Source organism: Bordetella genomosp. 11, from assembly GCF_002261215.1.
Taxonomy (GTDB): domain Bacteria; phylum Pseudomonadota; class Gammaproteobacteria; order Burkholderiales; family Burkholderiaceae_B; genus Bordetella_C.
In genome coordinates this window covers 1149103-1166296 of record NZ_NEVS01000004.1, presented here as the reverse complement: position 1 = coordinate 1166296, position 17194 = coordinate 1149103, and the positions used below count along the sequence as shown (strand labels likewise).

18 protein-coding genes are annotated in these 17194 nt (G+C 67.2%); 13 read left to right on the top strand and 5 right to left on the bottom strand.

Features of this window, described 5'->3' with window-relative positions; all coding sequences use genetic code 11:
- Positions 1–16: 16 nt before the first annotated feature.
- Genes CAL28_RS12860 through folC form a run of 3 tightly spaced genes read right to left on the bottom strand, consistent with a single transcriptional unit; the run spans position 17 to position 2786 of the window.
- Complete coding sequence (locus tag CAL28_RS12860) at positions 17–505, bottom strand: CvpA family protein (RefSeq protein WP_094841751.1); 489 nt, start codon at positions 503–505, stop codon at positions 17–19.
- Positions 502–1428, bottom strand: coding sequence for an SPOR domain-containing protein (locus CAL28_RS12855; RefSeq protein WP_094841750.1), 927 nt, complete (start codon positions 1426–1428; stop codon positions 502–504). Before CAL28_RS12855 ends, CAL28_RS12860 begins: the two co-directional genes overlap by 4 nt.
- A 47-nt stretch (positions 1429–1475) precedes the next feature.
- Entirely contained in the window at positions 1476–2786 is a 1311-nt protein-coding gene (folC, locus tag CAL28_RS12850) for a bifunctional tetrahydrofolate synthase/dihydrofolate synthase (RefSeq protein ID WP_094841749.1), read from the bottom strand.
- A gap of 154 nt (positions 2787–2940) precedes the next feature.
- Between folC and CAL28_RS12845 the strand changes: the two genes are divergently transcribed.
- From CAL28_RS12845 to CAL28_RS12815, 7 genes are all read left to right on the top strand, one after another.
- The gene (locus CAL28_RS12845; RefSeq protein ID WP_094841748.1) at positions 2941–3336 is read left to right on the top strand and encodes a flagellar protein FlaG; all 396 of its coding nucleotides are present in this window, start codon (positions 2941–2943) and stop codon (positions 3334–3336) included.
- A gap of 121 nt (positions 3337–3457) precedes the next feature.
- Positions 3458–4870 carry a flagellar filament capping protein FliD gene (fliD, locus tag CAL28_RS12840; RefSeq protein WP_094841747.1) on the top strand — a complete coding sequence of 471 codons (1413 nt, stop codon included), beginning with the start codon at positions 3458–3460 and terminating at the stop codon, positions 4868–4870.
- Positions 4870–5298, top strand: coding sequence for a flagellar export chaperone FliS (gene fliS / locus CAL28_RS12835; protein ID WP_094841746.1), 429 nt, complete (start codon positions 4870–4872; stop codon positions 5296–5298). The genes fliD and fliS overlap by 1 nt, the downstream gene beginning before the upstream one ends.
- Before the next feature lie 46 nt (positions 5299–5344).
- Complete coding sequence (locus CAL28_RS12830; protein WP_094841745.1) at positions 5345–5692, top strand: flagellar protein FliT; 348 nt, start codon at positions 5345–5347, stop codon at positions 5690–5692.
- Between the two features lie 145 nt (positions 5693–5837).
- Positions 5838–7268, top strand: coding sequence for a flagellar hook-length control protein FliK (locus tag CAL28_RS12825; protein ID WP_094841744.1), 1431 nt, complete (start codon positions 5838–5840; stop codon positions 7266–7268).
- Positions 7265–7588, top strand: coding sequence for an EscU/YscU/HrcU family type III secretion system export apparatus switch protein (locus CAL28_RS12820; RefSeq protein WP_094841743.1), 324 nt, complete (start codon positions 7265–7267; stop codon positions 7586–7588). The genes CAL28_RS12825 and CAL28_RS12820 overlap by 4 nt, the downstream gene beginning before the upstream one ends.
- 19 nt (positions 7589–7607) lie before the next feature.
- Positions 7608–8423 carry a flagellar brake protein gene (locus CAL28_RS12815; protein ID WP_094841742.1) on the top strand — a complete coding sequence of 272 codons (816 nt, stop codon included), beginning with the start codon at positions 7608–7610 and terminating at the stop codon, positions 8421–8423.
- Positions 8424–8523: 100 nt separating this feature from the next.
- Here CAL28_RS12815 and CAL28_RS12810 read toward each other — a convergent pair whose 3' ends face one another.
- Both CAL28_RS12810 and fliE read right to left on the bottom strand, forming a co-directional pair.
- Positions 8524–9687 carry a putative bifunctional diguanylate cyclase/phosphodiesterase gene (locus CAL28_RS12810; protein ID WP_094841741.1) on the bottom strand — a complete coding sequence of 388 codons (1164 nt, stop codon included), beginning with the start codon at positions 9685–9687 and terminating at the stop codon, positions 8524–8526.
- Positions 9688–9766: 79 nt separating this feature from the next.
- Positions 9767–10102, bottom strand: a complete 336-nt coding sequence (gene fliE, locus CAL28_RS12805; RefSeq protein WP_094841740.1) for a flagellar hook-basal body complex protein FliE — start codon at positions 10100–10102, stop codon at positions 9767–9769.
- A gap of 293 nt (positions 10103–10395) precedes the next feature.
- Here fliE and fliF point away from each other — a divergent pair, with 293 nt between their 5' ends.
- Genes fliF through CAL28_RS12775 form a run of 6 tightly spaced genes read left to right on the top strand, consistent with a single transcriptional unit; the run spans position 10396 to position 17185 of the window.
- The gene (gene fliF, locus CAL28_RS12800) at positions 10396–12084 is read left to right on the top strand and encodes a flagellar basal-body MS-ring/collar protein FliF (RefSeq protein WP_094841739.1); all 1689 of its coding nucleotides are present in this window, start codon (positions 10396–10398) and stop codon (positions 12082–12084) included.
- The gene (gene fliG, locus CAL28_RS12795; protein WP_094841738.1) at positions 12074–13081 is read left to right on the top strand and encodes a flagellar motor switch protein FliG; all 1008 of its coding nucleotides are present in this window, start codon (positions 12074–12076) and stop codon (positions 13079–13081) included. The genes fliF and fliG overlap by 11 nt, the downstream gene beginning before the upstream one ends.
- Complete coding sequence (gene fliH / locus CAL28_RS12790) at positions 13074–13811, top strand: flagellar assembly protein FliH (protein ID WP_094841737.1); 738 nt, start codon at positions 13074–13076, stop codon at positions 13809–13811. The genes fliG and fliH overlap by 8 nt, the downstream gene beginning before the upstream one ends.
- Positions 13808–15301 (top strand): flagellar protein export ATPase FliI, encoded by a 1494-nt coding sequence (fliI, locus tag CAL28_RS12785; protein WP_440588382.1) that lies wholly within the window; start codon positions 13808–13810, stop codon positions 15299–15301. The genes fliH and fliI overlap by 4 nt, the downstream gene beginning before the upstream one ends.
- The gene (gene fliJ, locus CAL28_RS12780; RefSeq protein ID WP_094841736.1) at positions 15294–15743 is read left to right on the top strand and encodes a flagellar export protein FliJ; all 450 of its coding nucleotides are present in this window, start codon (positions 15294–15296) and stop codon (positions 15741–15743) included. Before fliI ends, fliJ begins: the two co-directional genes overlap by 8 nt.
- Positions 15744–15760: 17 nt before the next feature.
- The gene (locus tag CAL28_RS12775; protein WP_254926108.1) at positions 15761–17185 is read left to right on the top strand and encodes a flagellar hook-length control protein FliK; all 1425 of its coding nucleotides are present in this window, start codon (positions 15761–15763) and stop codon (positions 17183–17185) included.
- The last annotated feature ends 9 nt before the right edge of the window (positions 17186–17194 follow it).

Genomic DNA, 17194 nt, shown 5'->3' with positions numbered 1-17194 from the left:
GGCAAAGCGGCCACGTTCAATACGGCAGCATCGACGCCAGCGAAGGCGGAAGCCACACTTTTGTATGTTTGACGGCTTCTGTGGCCGTATGGGAAAACATCGCATCGCGCCACCAGGCCTCCTGGGGCAGCGGCGTATAACCGGCCACCGTCACCAGTACGAGCACGATGAGCGCGCCCCGTACCAGCCCGAACAAGCCGCCCAGGCCGTGGTCCGCCGGCGACAGGCCGGTCGTACGGATGAGCGCCGACAAGGTCATATTGACCAGCCCCACGCCCAGCAGCACGACGAGGAACACGGCGGCATAGGCCGCGCCCATGCGCAGCACCGTCGTTTCGATCCACGGAGCGAGCCAGCCATACACCATGGGCCCCCACCAGATTGCCGCCACGAAAGCCAGGATGTACGCCAGCAGCGACAGGACTTCCTTGAGCAAACCGCGCACCAGCCCCAACAGGCCCGAGATGGCGATGATCGCCAGCACGACGAAATCGAACCCGGTCACTGCGCGGCGATGAAACCGTTGTCATAGCCCAGGGTGCGCAGCCTCGCCTGGGCCGCCTGGGCCGCCTCGCGCGAGGGGAACGGCCCCACGCGCAGCCGGTATTGCTGTTTGCCGCCGACGCTGGCTTCCTGGACGAAGGCATTGGTGACGCCGGCTGCGTGCAGCTTGTCGCGGCGCGCCTGCGCGTCGGCCTGGGTGGTATATGCCGCGATCTGCAGCACGAAATTGCCCTTGGCGTCCGCGCCGGATCGGGCCTCCGGGGCCGGCTTCGGCGCGCTGGGCGCGGTACCGCGGCCTTCCAGCAGCGCCAGCGCCTTGCTGCCGTCGTCGGTACGCGGGGTCGGCTCCGGCTTGGCGGCGGGTTTGGCTTCGGGCCGGCTTTCCGGCCGGCTTTCGGGTTTGGGCTCTGTGCGCGTGTCGGGACGCGGCGCGGCACGTCCCGCATCGGCGTGGGCGGGGTCGGCGCCGCGAGGGGCATCCGAGCGGGCTTGGGCCGGGGGCGGCGATGCGCCTGCCTGTTGTTGCCCGGTGCCATTCTGCTGCTGTCCCGCCGGGGATGGCTGGCCCGCGGCCTGGCCCTGCGGCGTAGCCGGCGTGGGCGCGGCGACGCCCGCCGTGGCAGGCGTCGCGCCGCTGGCGGCGCCAGCATCGGCGGCAGGCGCCTGGGGGTCTGAAACCGGGGGCTGGTATGGCGAATTGCGGTCGGGAATCCGGATGGGGATGTCGTCGCTGACGCGCGACGGTTCGGAATCCAGCACCATCGGCAGGATGATGACCGCCGCCAACACGAGGGCGACGGCGCCGGCAAGGCGGCGACGCGCCCGGGAACGGAGCTCGGCCGCCTGGGCCTCGCTGGATACGGACGGGCGCGGCCGGCCCGTCTGCGCGTCGGCTGCGGAATCTTTCCGATTAAACAAGCCCATGAAGCACGAATTCCTTGCAGCCGGCGCGCCGATGCGCGGTGGAAAACTCAGGATTTACGCCCCAGCGACTGGAGCACGGCGGCGACCGTGAAGAACGATCCGAACACCACGATTCTATCACCCTCGCCCGCCTGGGCGCGCGCCGCGGCATAGGCCTGGGCCGGATCGGCATAGGCGGCGATCAGTGGCACATCGTCCCCGGAGCCGGGAGCCGGCAGCGCCGCGCGCACCTGCTCGGCCAGGCCTTCGCCGCTGCCGCCGCGCGGCCCGGGCAGGCCGGCACAATACCAGCGGTCGATACGGCCGGCCAGCTTGGCCACCACACCCGCCACATCCTTGTCATTCAGCATCCCGAACACCGCGTAGGTATAGGGATGGAAGCCCATGTTGTCCAGGTTCTGCGCCAGGACGGCCGCCGCGTGCGGATTGTGCCCGACGTCGAGGATGACGGTCGGCTGGCCTGGCAGTATCTGGAAGCGGCCGGGCAGCGTGGCCTGCAGCAAGCCCTGCCGCACCGCCTGCTGCGGCACCGGCAGACGGTCGCGCAGGGCTTCCAGCACGGCCAAAGCGGCGGCGGCATTCAGCAGCTGATTGGCGCCGCGCAAGGCGGGGTATGCCAGCGCGCTGCGGCGCTGCGCGCGACCGCCATAGGCCCATTGCTGGCGATCGCCCGAATAGTTGTAATCGCGCCCGAACAGCCACAGGTCGGCGCCGATGGCCGCGGCATGATCGAGCAGGCTTTGCGGCGGCACGGGGTCGGCGCAGATGGCGGGCCGGCCGGGGCGATAAATGTGCGCTTTTTCGTAGCCGATCTTTTCGCGGGTGTCGCCCAGCCAGTCCATGTGGTCCAGGTCCACGCTGGTCACGACGGCGCAATCGGCATCGACGATATTGACGGCATCCAGGCGGCCGCCCAGGCCGACTTCGAGCACCACGGCATCCAGCCTGGACTGCGCGAACACCCGCAGGGCCGCGAGTGTGGTGAATTCGAAATACGTCAGAGAGGTATCGCCCCGCGCGGCTTCCACCGCCTGGAACTGCGCCACCAGGTCGGCGTCCGAGGCGAGTTCGCCATTTACCCGCACGCGTTCGTTGAAATCGATCAGATGGGGAGAGGTATACAACCCCGTCCTGAAACCCGCCGCCAGCAGCATGGCCTCAAGCATGGCGCAGGTGGACCCTTTGCCGTTGGTGCCGCCGACGACGATCTTGACGCAGTCCAGTTCGATCCGCAGGCGTTGCGCCACCTGGCGGACCCGGTCCAGGCCGAGATCGATGGTTTTCGGGTGCAGCGATTCCAGGTATGCCAGCCACTGGGAGAGTGTGGCGTCGGCGGCCGGACGGACGGAAAGGGACATGGCGGGAAATCGAACTGAGGCAAACCGGATTTTAACAGGGGCGGGTTCCGGATAAGGCTGTCGCGCCAGGCTAAAGTTTCCCGTAGAGCTGCCGTTACGAGGTTGTCTACCCAAAAACCTGCGTCATCGACGCACAGCAGAAAGTGGAGTCCTTATGGCTGTCAGCCCTATCGCCCCCGCGGCCCTCCCGGTCCAGCCCGCCGAGGCTCACCCTGCGACGCTGCCCGATGCCGCCGTGATGGTGACCCCCTCCGGAAATAGCCAGAAAAGCGCCGACACGGGAGGAACGACAGCCGATGGCGGCTCCTCCGGCCAGACACCGGGCCAGCAATTGCCGCTGGACCGGGCGCTGCAAAAGATCAACGAGCAAATGCAGGCCTGGTCCACCCAGGTGCAATTCGACATTGATCCCGATACGCATCGAGTGGTGATTTCCATCAAGGACTCGAAAACTGGGGACACCATCAAGACCATCCCCAGCGAGACGGTTCTGAACATAGCCAAGATGATTACCAAACTCCAGGGCGGCGGCGTGGAAACCAGCGCGTGAGGGCTCGCCCGCCATTCGAACGTCACGGAAAAGCACCGAACAAGCCCGCCTTATGCCGTTTACCCGACGTTTCGGGCCGGCAAGGTGTTTGACAGAATAAGCGCATCAAGGAAACAGCACGATGGCAACTTCCGCCCTTCCGCCAATTACGTCCCTCGGTTCCGGTTCGAATCTGGACCTGCAAGGTATTCTGGACAGCCTGCAAGACAGCGAAAAACAAGCGCTGGTCCCCATCCAGAACCAGCAGACGCTGGTCACCACCCAGCTATCCGCCTACGGCACATTGCAGCAGGCTATCGAGACGTTGCAGACGGCGGCAAACGCCCTGGCCGACCCCAAGACCTATAACGCCACGACGGCGACGATCGTCGGCGACAGCAAGGCATTTACCGTCAAGACGACGCCGGGCGCCACGCCCGCTCAGTACAAGATCAGCGTCGACCAGTTGGCCACCGCGGAGCAACTGAAGTCCGGCGCCATCGCCGACCGCACCAAGAACATCGGTACCGGCGGCAGCATTACGGTGACCCTGGCCGACGGCACCAGCCATACCATCGACGTCAGCAGCAACACGACGCTGAACGGCATCGCCAAGGCGATCAACGCGGACGACGCGGCCGGCGTGACGGCGGCCATCCTGACCGATGGCTCCGGCAAAAGTTATCTGCAGCTGACGTCGGCCGACACGGGCACGCAGGCTGCCGTCACCAAGATCACATCGACCAATAGCGCCATCCAGAGCGCCATCGGCTACGACGCTTCGGCGACGCCCACCGGCGGCATGACGCAACAGGTGGCGGCGACCGACGCGAAAGTCAATGTCAATGGCGTGGAAATCGTCAGCGGGTCCAATACGCTCGATAAGAATATCGACAATGTCACCATTACGTTGAGCGATCTGACGACGGCGCCGGTGACGGTCAACGTCGCGACGGACTCCTCCGGGGTGGTCAGCGCCGTGCAGAACTTCGTCACCTCGTACAACGCGCTGCAAACGATGGTGACGTCGCTGACGAAATACGATCCGACCTCGAACCAGGGCTCGGCACTTACCGGCGACAGCACGACCCGTTCCATTGCGTCCAGCCTGTCGAGCGCACTGCGCGTACTCGCATCGAGCACCGACACGCTGAAGACGATCCAGGACCTGGGCATCACGACGAACCCGGATGACGGCACGCTCGACCTGAACCTGAATACGATCGATAGCAAGAACCTGCATTCGCTGAACGACTCGCTGTCGAGCAACCCCAAGGACGTCGGCGACATTCTGACCGCGCTGGGCACCAGCATGGGGACTGCCATCAATGGCATCCTGGGTTCCAACGGGCTGCTGGCCTCGCGCACGGCCGGACTGACCGAAACGCAGAAGACCCTGCAAGATCAGTACGACAGCGTGAGCGACCGCATCGACGCCGATATCGCCAATATCCGCGCGCAATTCGTGCAGCTGGATGCCTTCGTCGCGCAGATGAACAGCACCAGCTCGTACCTGACGCAACAATTCGCCGCCCTATCGGGCCAGAGCAAGTAATGGCTTACGCATCGCGCCGCCCCGACAACGCTTATTCCGTGCGTTCCTATGCCGATGTCGGCCTGGAAACGCAGGTGATGAGCGCCAGCGCGGAAAAACTGATCACATTGCTGTACACCGCCGCGCGCGCGGCGCTGGGCCAGGCTCGCATCCATATGGAGCAAGGCAATGGACCGGCGCGCGCGGTTGCCATCAACAAGGCGATCCGCCTGGTGGACGAAGGCTTGAAGCAGGCGCTCGACCTCGAAGCCGGCGGCGAAGTCGCCGCCAACCTGAACAACCTTTATGACTACGTGATGCGCACGCTGGTCAACGCCAACCTGAAGGTGGATGCCACGCTGCTGGAAACCGCCGACGCGCTGCTGGCCCAGCTTCAGGAAGCCTGGCAGACATCGGTGGACCGCCCCGGCGAAGCCGCCCGCACCTGATTGCCCGGGACCTCCCAATAATACTCGTCGCGCCACAAGGCCATCTATGTCGTCCCAGTCCTCGCAAATCATTCTCGAGCTCTATCGCGAGATCGTCGCTGTCACAGCGGCGATGCTGAACTCCGCACGCGCCCAGGACTGGAGCGGCGTTCTCCAGTTCGGCCAGACCTATTGCGAGATCGTCGAACGCCTGCGCACCATCGGCGTCACCGAACCGCTCGACGATGCGGAACGGCGCGAGAAACACGACATGCTGGTGCAGATCCTGGAAAACGACGCCAACACGCGCGACCTCGCGATTCCCGAGCTGGCGCGCATGAGCGACCTGCTGGGCCGCATGAAGCGCCAACAAGCCGCGCTCAATGCTTATGGGTTTAAGGCGCCGGTGGCATGAGCGCTTCCGCACGGCCGCCCGAAGGGAGCGCGTCCTCCCTCGGGGAGGATGTCGCGAAGCGACAGGAGGGCCCCCGTGTCCGCGCTTCCGCACGGCCGCCCGAAGGGAGCGCTGGGGAGCCGCGTAACGACAGGAGAGCGCGGCAATGAGCGTAGGGCCTACCGCGCTCAGTTCGCTGCTGGTCCAGCGGCTGGATGCCGTGCTGGGGACGCAGCTCGCTCAGCAAGGCAACACCGCGACATTGCGCGATGCGGTCATTCCGCCCGGCAGTATCGACGGGCTGCGTCCGGATCCGCAGGGCCGCGGCGCCGACCAACTGGGCAACCTGACCGGACGCGAACGCGCGGCATTGCGCGAGGCCGCGGAGCAGGCCGATCTCGCGGCCGCGCTGCGCAGCCGCTTCGTCAGCACCGATACCACGCCTTCCGCCCCCACCACGCTGGGACAGACGGCGCGGGTCATCCTGACCCTGCTGGCCCAATACCCGGAAAGCGCGCCGGCTCTCGCCGGCAAGGCACCGCTGTGGTCCGCCGAGACGCAACCGGATGCCGGGCATGACGGCGGGCCCGCGGGCACACGTCCCGGCCAGGCGGGCGCGGCGCAGGGCGAACCGCGGGCGGTACAGGGCCCCGCGGCGGACGATGGCGGGCAACAGGATGCCGGCGCCGGCAACCCGAATACGAACGCACCCGCAGGCGCGACACGGAACGGCGCGGCGGGCGGCGCGAATGGGGCCACCGCCGCCCTCGCCGCCGAGGCCGGCGCCGACGACATGGCCGGTAACGCCCCGTCGCGGGCCGGCGGCCAGTCCGGCGCGCAGGGCGCGGAAAGTGCCCGGGCCGCCACGCTGAACACGAACGGCCCGCAGCCAGGGCCCCTGGCGCAAGCCCTGCGGCAAGCCATCGAAAGCAGCGGACTGTTCTATGAATCGCACCTGGGCGACGTGGCCTATGGGCAACGCGGCATCGCGCAGCTGCGCGGGGAACCGCAGGCCGCGCTCGATGCCAGCCAGGCACAACCCATCCAGACGCCGGTACCCAGGCAATCCATCCTGGCGGAGAATCCGCGCCTGAACCTGCCCACCCACGCGGCGCCCATGATGGCCCAGGCCGATGGCTCGCCAGCGGGTAGTTCGGCATCCACCTGGTCGGCTTCGACGCCGGGTCATGCCCCCGCCGCGCCGCCCGGCATCCATCCGGACGCCACGCTGCTGGTACGCCAGCAGCTCGAAGTGCTGGCCAACCAGACGCTGGCGTGGGAGGGCACGGCCTGGCCGGGCACGGAAATGTGGTGGGAGATCCGGCGCGAACCCCGCGACGAAACCGCGCACCCCGCCGGCGAGGCGACCGCGGCCTGGGCGACCCGGCTGGTGCTGACCATGCCGCGGCTGGGCACCGTCGAAGCCAACATTTCGCTGTCCGGGCAACGCCTGGCATTGCAGATCGTGGCCCCCGAAAGCGAAGGCGAAATCGCTGCCGGCGGCGCCGATCTGCGCCAGCACCTGGAAAACGCCGGCTTGCAACTGGCCCAGCTGACCGTGAGCGCGCACGCGCCGGCGCCGGAGCCGCTGCCATGAATTTGCCGCGCTCCGCCGACCACGATACGGCGCGCCCCGCCGCGGTCGCCCTCTCCTACCAGGACGGCGAAACCGCGCCGCGCGTCGTTGCCAAAGGCTACGGAACGCTCGCGGACACCATCATCCGCACCGCACGCGAAAACGGCATGTACGTGCATCAGTCGCCGGAGCTGGTCGGACTGTTGATGCAGGTGGACCTGGACGCGCACATACCGCCACAGCTGTACCTGGCGGTCGCCGAACTCCTGGCATGGCTGTACCGACTTGAAGCAAGGCCCGAAAAAGCGCTGCCGGGCATGCCCACCAACAAAATCGATTGATCTCTACGCTGGAATCGCCATGCCGTTGAAAGAGCCCGAACCGGACTTTCTGCTGACGCGGCCGGAGGAAATACGCTCCGCCATATTCGAACTTACCCACCAGGACTGCACGACCCTGGTCCGCGACGCCGCCGATCGCGAGACCGCCATACTGGTGCTGGGCATCGACAAGCAAACCGATCATTTCTTCTGGCGTCCGCGCGATTTCGCCGGCTCGGATTTCGCCACCAACGATAGCCGCGGCCTGCGTGTCGGCACCGTGCTGCAGTTCCACGGCAACGGCTACGGCGGTGTCCAGATCCACTTCCGGGTCCCGCGCCCCGAACTGGTGCGCTTCGACGATGGCAGCGCGGCCTTCGTGTCGCCCTTGCCGGAACGTGTCTCGCGCATCCAGCGGCGCAAGCTGTTCCGCGCGTCCATCATAGGCACCACGGTACGCTGCGCCGGGCAATGGCGTCCGGACCCCAAGTCCAAGCCCATCCTGTTCGCGATCCGCGACATTTCCGTGGAAGGTATCGGGCTGCGCGTGGAGCGCCTGGCGACCGAGCTGCCGGCCGCGGGCGCCATCATGGAAGAGGTTTACCTGGACTTCGGCGACTTCGGCAACATCACGACGGACCTGCAGGTCCGCACGGTGATTCCGCTGTCCGGCCAGCCGTTGCCGGCGACCGACGAAAATCCGGCGGACGCGGCCGCGCCGGCCCTGCGCCCCAGCCTGAGCATCCAGGATCCGCTGACGCACATCGGCGCGGAATTCGCCGCGCTGAACGGACGCCAGGAAGCCTGGCTGCAGCAGGTGGTGTGGCGCCTGGAAAAAGCGCGCGCGGCAAACTGATCCGGGGAGCCTGGAAAAGGCGCGCGCGGCAAACTGATCCAGGGCGCCTTGCGCGATGCCGCCCCGGCCTGGACCGGGCGGCGCCCGTGCCCTTTCCGCCCTAGGCCGTGTCCGGCCGGTCGACCCAGGGCACTTCCCGGACTTCGGCTTCCTCGGGGGCGCTGGGGAAATAGTGCACGGCGATCTCTTCCGGGGGCATGGGTTTGCCCAGCAGCCATCCCTGCACGCGGTGGCATTGCAGCGCGTTCAGGATGGCGTACTGCCCTTCCGTCTCCACGCCTTCGGCGACGATCTCGCGATTCAGGCGGCGAGATAGTTCGACGATGGTACCGACGATGGCCTGGGCGCTGGAATCGCTTTCCAGGTTGCGCACGAAGGAGCGATCGATCTTGATGGTGTCGAACGGCAGCTGGCGCAGATAGCCCAGGCTGGAATAGCCGGTTCCGAAGTCGTCGATGGCGATCCGCACGCCCGCGCGACGCAATTCGGCCAGGCGCGAGATCTCGCCGCCCTCGGCCGCCACCAGCACGCCTTCGGTAATCTCCAGTTCCAACCGTTCGGCGGCCAGCCCGGTGCGATCCAGGACGGCCCGCACATCGCGCACCAGCTGGATTTTCTCCAGTTGCACCGGTGAAAGATTGACCGACAGATACCAGGGTTCCGGCCAGGTGGCCGCCTCGGCGCAGGCGGTTTCGAGCACCCACGCGCCCAGCGGAACGATCAGTTCCGTCTGTTCCGCCAGCGGAATGAACTGCATGGGCGCGACCAATCCCCGATGCGGGTGGTTCCAGCGCAGGAGCGCCTCGAACCCGACCAGCGTGCGGGTACCGGCGCTGTAGATAGGCTGATAGTGGACATAAAGTTGTCCGGTTTCCTGCATCGCCTGGCGCAGGTCCTCTTCCAGGGCCTCGGAATCGGCAACCTGCGAAAGGCCGAGCACGCTCTGGCCGCTGCGCGTAATGCGCACGGCGCGCAAGATGGCTTCCGAACGCACCAGGTGAAGTGCGAGGAAAAGCAGCAGGCCCGAAGGCACCACCACGATCAACGTAAGCAGTATCCAATGAAACCCGGCGATGTGGGCGATACCGGTATCCCATAGATACCAGACCGGCAACAGGCACATCGCCGCGATCAGCGCCATGGCTCCGCCCCCTCCGAGGGCGCCGCGCGCGCGCCGGGAGATGAACCATGTTGTCAGCAGCACGACGCCGATGATCTCGAACTGGATTACGGCTACGACAAGCAATGTAAGAGTGTCAAGCATCGCACACCGTCGACGGCGATAACGGAATTAGTCCGAAGCGTGCCGCACGGGCAGGATTCTTGCACAAAACCGGCAAGTCTCACACCGACAGGGACGAGATTTCCTTGTAAGCCGCCACAAGGCGATTGCGCACCTGCACCGCCGTCTGGAATCCGACGTTGGCTTTTTGCATATCCACGATGACGTCGTTCAAGGAAACATTGGGGGCGCCGAGCTCGAACGCCTTGGCCTGGGTCACGGCGGCAGTCTGCGCGCCGGATACCCGCTTCAGGGATCGCTGAAGCTCCGCCGCGAAACCGTCGCCAACCTGCCCCGCGCCGCCCACGCCGTCCGGCGTGCCGTCCTGCGCGACGCGAACGACCTGTCGCATCTGCTCCAGCATGTTTTCGATACCAGCCAGTCCGGCTATTGCCATGGCAAATCTATCCTTTATTGTCGGTGGCGAGAGACTACCGTCCCGCGGCCATCCCCATATGGCACAAATGAAGTCAAAAAACCCGATATTTCGGCTTCTTGAAGAACGGCTCTTGTATCGCGCAAGACATAAATGGCAAATGACGCCAAAAACCCAGGTTTTTCTGCCCTTGGGATGTCGTCCCCCCCGGCCATAATCCACGCTCCGATACCCGAAGCACGTTGCATGTGTAACTTGCCCTCCCCCCACGTACATCCCCGGAACTCGCGCCGTTTGGCGAGCGGGGGCAGCCGATGAACCAGCAGGCCACCCTGACTTCGTCCCTGATGTCCCGGTTTCCCGTGCTGGAGAAGCTGCGGACCGTCCCGAAACCGCTATTGCTGGGAGCGGCGGCTGCGGTCGTCGCGCTCATCGTGGCGGCGGTGATGTGGGGACGCGACCCCAACTATAAGGTACTGTTCTCCAATCTGGACGACCGGGACGGCGGCGCCATCGTCACCGCCCTGAACCAGATGAACGTGCCCTATCGCTTCAACGAGACCGGTACCGCGATCCTGGTGCCCGCCGAAAAAGTCTACGACGCGCGCCTGCAACTGGCCGGACAGGGCTTGCCGCGCGGCGGTTCGGTCGGCTTCGAGCTGCTGGACAATACCCGCTTCGGCGCCAGCCAGTTCACCGAACAGATCAACTACCAGCGTGGCCTGGAAGGCGAACTAGCCCGCTCGATCGAATCCATGAACGCCGTGCAGCACGCCCGGGTGCACCTGGCGCTGCCGCGCCAGACCCTGTTCGTGCGCGACCGCCGTCCTCCGACGGCATCGATCGTCCTGACCTTGTACCCCGGCCGCAGTATCGGCGATTCCCAGGTATCGGCCATTTCGTGGCTGGTGGCCTCCAGCGTGCCGGAATTGACGGTCGGCAATGTGTCGATCGTCGACCAGAACGGCCGCCTGCTGTCCTCGCCCAGCGGCGAAGGCCGCGGCATGGACGCCGACCAGACGCGCTACGTGCGCGAAACCGAGCAGCGCACCGTCGAACGCATCCTGGCCATCCTGAATCCCCTGGTCGGCCCGGGTAACGTCCACGCCCAGGCCAGCGTCGATATGGACTTCTCCCGGCGCGAAGAAACGTCGGAAGTCTATCGGCCGAACCAGGAACCGGGCCAGGCCGCCGTGCGCAGCCAGCAGACCAACGATTCCCAGCAGAACGGCGTCAACCCCGCCCAGGGCGTGCCCGGCGCGTTGACCAACGAACCGCCGGCCGCCGCCCAGGCGCCCATCGCCAATCCCCCCGCGGCGCAACCGGGCCAGCGTCCCGGCCAGCCGGGCGCCCAGCAGCCGGGCCAGGCCCAGGGCCAGGCCGGCCAGGCGCAGACCGCCACCGCCGCCCAGCAGGGCCCGTCGACCACGCGCCGCGAGAACACGACCAACTACGAAGTCGATCGCACCATCAGCCATATCAAACAGCCGGTCGGCGCGGTCAAGCGCCTGTCGGTGGCGGTGGTCATCAACTACCTGCCCGACAAGGAGGGCGAGCCCAAGGCGATGCCGGCCGACCAGCTCAACAAGCTGACCACGCTGGTCAAGGAAGCGATGGGCTATTCCGAGGCGCGCGGCGACTCGCTGAACGTGGTCAACAGCCAGTTCAACGATGCCGAACCGACGACGCCGTGGTGGAAGGATCCCTCCAACATCGCGCTGGCCAAGACGGCGCTGGGCTGGATCGTCCTCGCGATACTGGCGGTGTGGGTATGGCGCTCCCTCGTGCGCCCCATCTACGAACGCTATATGAACCCGCCGATCGACCCGGAAGTGGCCGAGATCGAACGGCAGGAAGCGGTGCGCGAGGCCCAGGAGCATGCCAGGGCCAAGGAAATGGATCGTTTCGAGGACAACATGAAACGCGCCCGCGATATGGCGAACAAGGACCCGCGCGCGGTGGCCATGGTGCTGCGTACCTGGATGAGCAAAGATGCCAAGTGATAAACCCATCGATGGCATTACCCGGGCAGCGGTGCTGCTGATGTCCCTGGGCGAAGACGCCGCGGCCGAGGTCTTCCGCTTCCTGAGCGCCCGTGAGGTGCAGCAGGTGGGCGCCGCCATGGCCCAGCTCAAGCAGGTGACGCGTGAGGATGTGGCCGAAGTACTGGAGGAATTCCGCCAGGAAGCCGATCAGTTCATCGCCGTCACGCTGGGGTCGGACGACTACATCCGCTCCGTGCTGACCAAGGCCCTGGGCAGCGACCGCGCCGCGGGGCTGATCGAGGACATCCTGGAAGCCGGCGACAGCGGCAGCGGCATCGATGCGCTGAACTGGCTGGATCCGCACATCGTGGCCGAGCTGATCGGCGACGAACACCCGCAGATCATCGCCACCATCCTGGTCCACCTGGAGCGCGACCGCGCCGCCGCCGTGCTCACACGCCTGACCGAACGCCTGCGCAACGACGTGATGCTGCGCATCGCCACTTTCGGCGGTGTGCAGCCGGCCGCGCTGTCGGAGCTGACCGAAACGCTGAACGCCGTACTGGCGGGCCAGGGCGCCAAGCGCAGCAAGATGGGCGGAGTACGCACCGCGGCGGAGATCCTGAACATGATGAACTCCTCCGACGAGGAGACCGTCGTGGCCAGCCTGCGCGAACGCGATGCGGACCTCGCGCAGAAGATCGTCGACGAAATGTTCGTGTTCGAGAACCTGCTCGACGTCGAGGACCGCGGCATCCAGCTGATCCTGAAGGAAGTCGACAACGACACGCTGATGGTGGCGCTCAAGGGAGCCGTCGAGGACCTGCGCGACAAGTTCCTGCGCAATATGTCCAGCCGCGCGGCGGAAATGCTGCGGGAAGACCTGGAAGCGCAAGGACCGATCCGCATGTCGAAGGTCGAGGCCGAACAGAAGAAGATCCTGCTGGTCGCGCGCCGCCTGGCCGAAAGCGGGCAGATCGTATTGGGCGGCCAGGGAGACGACACGTATGTCTGAACGCCGCGCCGTCCCCGCGTCGTCCGCCGGCGCTTCGTGGCAGCGCTGGCGCCTGGCGTCGTTCGAGGAGCAGGACGCGGTCGTCAACGTGCCGGAAGCGCAACCGGACCCGGGACCGGATCCGCGCGTGGTCCGCGAGCAAGCCCGCCGTGCCGGCCACGAGCAGGGCCTGACGGAAGGCCGTGCCGAAGGCTACGACCTGGGCATCGCCGAAGGCCGCGCGCGCGGCTACGACCAGGGCCTGGAAGAAGGCCGGCAGGCGGGGCTCGCGCAAGGGTTGGCGGACGCCCGTCGGCAAGGCGCCGAGGAGGCCGAGCGCCTGCGCGCGATCCTGTCGGCGACGGCATCTTCCCTTGCGCAGCTGGAAGAAAAAACGGGCCAGGCGCTGCTGACCCTGGCACTGGATATCGCCCGCCAAGTCGTGCGCACGACCGTCGCGACACAGCCGGAGTCCTTGCTTACGGCGGTGCGCGAAGTGCTGCATATGAATCCGACCGCCAGCGCGCCCCTGCGCCTGTGGCTGCATCCGCTGGACCTGGAACTGGTGCGGCTGCATCTGGCGGAAGAACTCCGGACCGGTCACTGGCGCGTCCTGGCTGACGAATCCATCACCCGCGGCGGCTGCCGCGCCGAAACGTCGCTGGGAGAAATCGACGCCACGCTCGAGACCCGCTGGCGCCGCGTGGCGGCGTCGCTGGGACGGGATATGCCCTTGGAGGCCGCCGAATGAGCGACCACCAGGCGGAGATTTCCGGCGCGGCCATGGGAGCGGTCTCCGGCGCGGCCATTCCGGTCGTGGACCGGTGGGTCACGCAACTGCAGATCGGCTCCATCCGCGCCAACTCCACCGACCCCTGGCTGGCAACGGGCCGGGTCACGCGGGCCACGGGCCTGGTGCTCCAGGCCACCGGCCTGCGCCTGCCGGTGGGCGCCGTTTGCCGCATCGAGATCGCGCCCGGCCATGACCACTGGGCCGATGCCGAAGTGGTCGGCTTCGACGGCCATACGCTTTACCTGATGCCGCAATCCGATATCTCGGGCCTGCCGCCCGGCGCCCGCGTGGTGCCCGGCGAACCTCCGCTGCAGCGGCAGATTCCCCTGCCCCGCAAGGCCGTGCTCAATGGCAATGCCAAGCCGGCGCTGGGCCGCCACCTGCCCGTGGGGAATGCCTTGCTCGGCCGGGTGCTGGATGGCGGCGGGCGGCCGCTGGACGACCTCGGCCCGCTGGTCGGCGCCGACCAGGCGCCCTTGTCGGCGATTCCCATCAATCCCTTATCGCGGGCGCCCATCGATACGGTGCTCGATGTCGGCGTGCGCGCCATCAACGGCCTGTTGACCGTCGGCCGTGGCCAGCGCATGGGCCTGTTCGCGGGTTCCGGCGTCGGCAAGAGCGTGCTGCTGGGCATGATGGCGCGCTATACGAAAGCCGACGTTATCGTGGTGGGACTGATCGGCGAACGCGGCCGGGAAGTGAAGGAATTCATCGAGCACAACCTGGGCCCCGAAGGGCTGGCCCGTTCCGTGGTGGTCGCCGCGCCGGCCGACGTATCGCCGCTGCTGCGCCTGCAAGGCGCCGCCTATGCGACGCGCATCGCCGAACACTTCCGCGACCAGGGACTGGATGTGCTGCTGATCATGGACTCGCTGACGCGCTACGCCATGGCGCAGCGGGAAATCGCGCTGGCCATCGGCGAACCGCCGGCCACCAAGGGATATCCGCCATCCGTCTTCGCACGCCTGCCGGCGCTCGTCGAACGCGCCGGCATGGGATCGCCCGGCCCCACCGGCAAGGCCGGATCCATCACCGGCTTCTACACGGTGCTTGCCGAGGGCGACGACCAGCAGGACCCCATCGCCGATTCGGCCCGGGCCATCCTGGACGGCCACATCGTCCTGTCCCGGCATCTGGCCGAAGCCGGCCACTACCCGGCGATCGACATCGAGGCATCGATCTCGCGCGCCATGAATTCGCTCATCACGACGGAACAATTCGCCGTGGTGCGACGCTTCAAGCAGGTCGTCTCGCGCTACCAGCGCAACCGCGACCTGATCGCCGTGGGCGCTTACGCCCCCGGACACGATCTTGCCCTGGACGACGCCATCGCGCGCTATCCAAGGCTCGAAGCCTTCCTGCAGCAGAACGTCGGCGAGAAAGTGGACTACGCCACCGCCGTCGCCCAATTGCAATTTACCCTCCAGACAGGTGAATCGCATGCCTAGCCAACTCCCGCTGGATACGCTGATCTCGCTGGCCAAGGATCACACGGACGAAGCCGCCAAGCGGCTCGGCGGCCTGCATGTCGCGCGCAACAACGCCGAACAGCAATTGAGCATGCTGAACGACTATCGCGCCGACTATCTGCAACGCCTGCAGAATGCCATGATGACCGGCATGTCCGCGGCCGACTGCCACAACTACCAGCGCTTCATCGCCACGCTGGACGACGCGATCGACCAGCAACGCGCGGTACTGGAACAGGCCGCGGTGCATCTGGAAGAAGGCAAGGAGCGGTGGCGCGAGGAGCGCCGCAAATTGAATTCCTTCGACGCGCTGGCGCAGCGCCGGCAGCAGGTGCTGGCGCGCGAGGATGCGCGCCGGGAACAACGACTGACTGACGAGTATTCCGCGCGCCTGGTTCGGGGCGGCGGAGGACTGCATTGAACAAAAGGATGCCTACCATGACCTCCCCGCTCGCCATGCTTGCCGTGGCCACGCCTTCGGGCAAGGCCGCCGGTACTTCCGCATCCGACGGTCGCGGACCGCGCGACGGCAACGACGCATCCAATTTTTCCGACGTCATGGCGCGCCAGCGCGCCAGCCAGGATGCCGCTGCCGCGGCCGCCGACGCCAGCCATCCTGCCACGGCGGATGCACAGGCCACCGATCCAAAGAATACGGCCACGCCGTCGACGGATGGTGCAGGCGTGGACGCCGGCCACAAGGACGACGACAAAACCGCTGTCGAAGGTTCCGCTGACGCCGCGCCGTCGTTGGCGCAGCAGGCGCTGGCCATCGCGACGATGTCCATGCAATTGCAGGGCGGACAGCCTGACGCCACCCAGGCGGGTACGGCGGGCCAAGGCCCGGCGCGCGCCGCCGATACCGGCGGCGTCGCGGCCGCCGGCACGGGAAGCACGACATCGCCGGCGCCGTCCGCGCAGTCCCTGCCGGCCATATCCGCCGCCGCGACGGACGAGCCGGTCGCAACGGCGCCCACGGATAGGCCTGCCGCAGCGCAGGCGGGCTCGCCCGCCCTGGCCGGCGCGTCCGACCCGGCCGCCGCCGGCCAGGTACTGGGCAGCGTCACGCCGGCGACGCCGCACGCCGCGACGCCAGGCGCGCATCAGCCCGCGCCGGGCCCCCAGGGCCGGCATGCGAACGGCAGAACGACCGAGGCCGCCGGCAACGCCGGCGCCAGCGCCATGGACACGCGTGGCCGCGAGACGCGCGCGAGCATCCAGGACGATGCGCCCCTCAACCCCGCCGAGGGCAAGTCTGGCGCGGCCGACAAGGAAGGCATCGCCGAAGCCACCGCCACGGCGCCGCGCGGCATCGCCCATGCCCCGCAGGCTGACATGACGCAAGCGCTGGCCAATGCCTGGCAGGCCCCGGCGGCCCCCGCCAGTACCAATGCCGCACCAGGCCCGGCCATCCAGACGCCTGTCGGACAGCCGCAGTGGGGCGCGGAACTGGGCGGCCAACTCGTGCTGATGACCCATCGGGCGGGCAACGATTCCCACACCGCCGAATTGCGCCTGGACCCGCCCGATCTCGGTCCGCTGCGCGTGACGATCAAGCTCAGCGACGGTGTGGCCGAAGCCTCTTTCGTATCGGCGCACGCCGCGGTGCGGCAGGCAGTGGAATCGGCCCTGCCTCAGTTGCAGCAGACGCTGGCGCAGGCCGGCATCTCGCTGGGCCAGGCCAATGTCAGCGACCATGGCGCCCAGGCCGGCTTCGGCGGCATGCACCAGGGTAGCGACCGTCCAGGCCAGGGCGCCGGGCAAAGCACGCAGTCGCAGGCCGATACGGCTGGCGACACAGTGCAAATCGCGATCCCCAGCCCGCGGCGCGCCAACGCCGGCCTGGTCGATACCTTCGCATGAAGCCTGGCC

What these genes read in the sequence shown, in the direction of transcription:
- fliF (WP_094841739.1), top strand. Translation starts at nt 10,396, where the DNA reads ATGAACCAGCAGGCCACCCTGACTTCGTCCCTGATGTCCCGGTTTCCC.
- fliJ (WP_094841736.1), top strand. Translation starts at nt 15,294, where the DNA reads ATGCCTAGCCAACTCCCGCTGGATACGCTGATCTCGCTGGCCAAGGAT.
- fliE (WP_094841740.1), bottom strand. Translation starts at nt 10,102, where the DNA reads ATGGCAATAGCCGGACTGGCTGGTATCGAAAACATGCTGGAGCAGATG.
- fliG (WP_094841738.1), top strand. Translation starts at nt 12,074, where the DNA reads ATGCCAAGTGATAAACCCATCGATGGCATTACCCGGGCAGCGGTGCTG.
- CAL28_RS12830 (WP_094841745.1), top strand. Translation starts at nt 5,345, where the DNA reads ATGTCGTCCCAGTCCTCGCAAATCATTCTCGAGCTCTATCGCGAGATC.
- CAL28_RS12815 (WP_094841742.1), top strand. Translation starts at nt 7,608, where the DNA reads ATGCCGTTGAAAGAGCCCGAACCGGACTTTCTGCTGACGCGGCCGGAG.
- fliI (WP_440588382.1), top strand. Translation starts at nt 13,808, where the DNA reads ATGAGCGACCACCAGGCGGAGATTTCCGGCGCGGCCATGGGAGCGGTC.
- CAL28_RS12820 (WP_094841743.1), top strand. Translation starts at nt 7,265, where the DNA reads ATGAATTTGCCGCGCTCCGCCGACCACGATACGGCGCGCCCCGCCGCG.
- CAL28_RS12810 (WP_094841741.1), bottom strand. Translation starts at nt 9,687, where the DNA reads ATGCTTGACACTCTTACATTGCTTGTCGTAGCCGTAATCCAGTTCGAG.
- fliH (WP_094841737.1), top strand. Translation starts at nt 13,074, where the DNA reads ATGTCTGAACGCCGCGCCGTCCCCGCGTCGTCCGCCGGCGCTTCGTGG.
- CAL28_RS12845 (WP_094841748.1), top strand. Translation starts at nt 2,941, where the DNA reads ATGGCTGTCAGCCCTATCGCCCCCGCGGCCCTCCCGGTCCAGCCCGCC.
- folC (WP_094841749.1), bottom strand. Translation starts at nt 2,786, where the DNA reads ATGTCCCTTTCCGTCCGTCCGGCCGCCGACGCCACACTCTCCCAGTGG.
- fliD (WP_094841747.1), top strand. Translation starts at nt 3,458, where the DNA reads ATGGCAACTTCCGCCCTTCCGCCAATTACGTCCCTCGGTTCCGGTTCG.
- CAL28_RS12825 (WP_094841744.1), top strand. Translation starts at nt 5,838, where the DNA reads ATGAGCGTAGGGCCTACCGCGCTCAGTTCGCTGCTGGTCCAGCGGCTG.
- CAL28_RS12775 (WP_254926108.1), top strand. Translation starts at nt 15,761, where the DNA reads ATGACCTCCCCGCTCGCCATGCTTGCCGTGGCCACGCCTTCGGGCAAG.
- fliS (WP_094841746.1), top strand. Translation starts at nt 4,870, where the DNA reads ATGGCTTACGCATCGCGCCGCCCCGACAACGCTTATTCCGTGCGTTCC.
- CAL28_RS12855 (WP_094841750.1), bottom strand. Translation starts at nt 1,428, where the DNA reads ATGGGCTTGTTTAATCGGAAAGATTCCGCAGCCGACGCGCAGACGGGC.